At 63.3% G+C, this 245-nt stretch carries 1 pseudogene; it reads right to left on the bottom strand.

Going from position 1 to position 245, the window contains the following annotated elements:
- Positions 1–118: 118 nt before the first annotated feature.
- Positions 119–235, bottom strand: a pseudogene (locus FNJ47_RS48105) (hypothetical protein); the annotation flags it as partial.
- Positions 236–245 lie beyond the last annotated feature (10 nt).

The raw sequence follows: 245 nt of genomic DNA, 5'->3' as shown, positions 1-245 counted from the left end.
GCTATCTCGGCAAGGGCGTCGAGAAGGCGGTCGCAGCCGTCAATGGCGAGATCTTCGAGGCGCTCGCCGATCAGGCGGTCGAGGAGCAGGTCGCGATCGACCAGATCATGATTGATCTCGACGGCACCGCCGCGCGGCCGATCGACCCATCCTCCAGCACCACATCGACCTCGACCGTGGGGTTGCCGCGGCTATCCAGGATTTCGCGGCCGATGATGTCGACGATGTCAGTCATGAGAACCTCT

Source organism: Bradyrhizobium uaiense, from assembly GCF_010811875.1.
Taxonomy (GTDB): Bacteria; Pseudomonadota; Alphaproteobacteria; order Rhizobiales; family Xanthobacteraceae; genus Bradyrhizobium; species Bradyrhizobium uaiense.
This window is presented reverse-complemented; position numbering and strand designations above follow the sequence as displayed.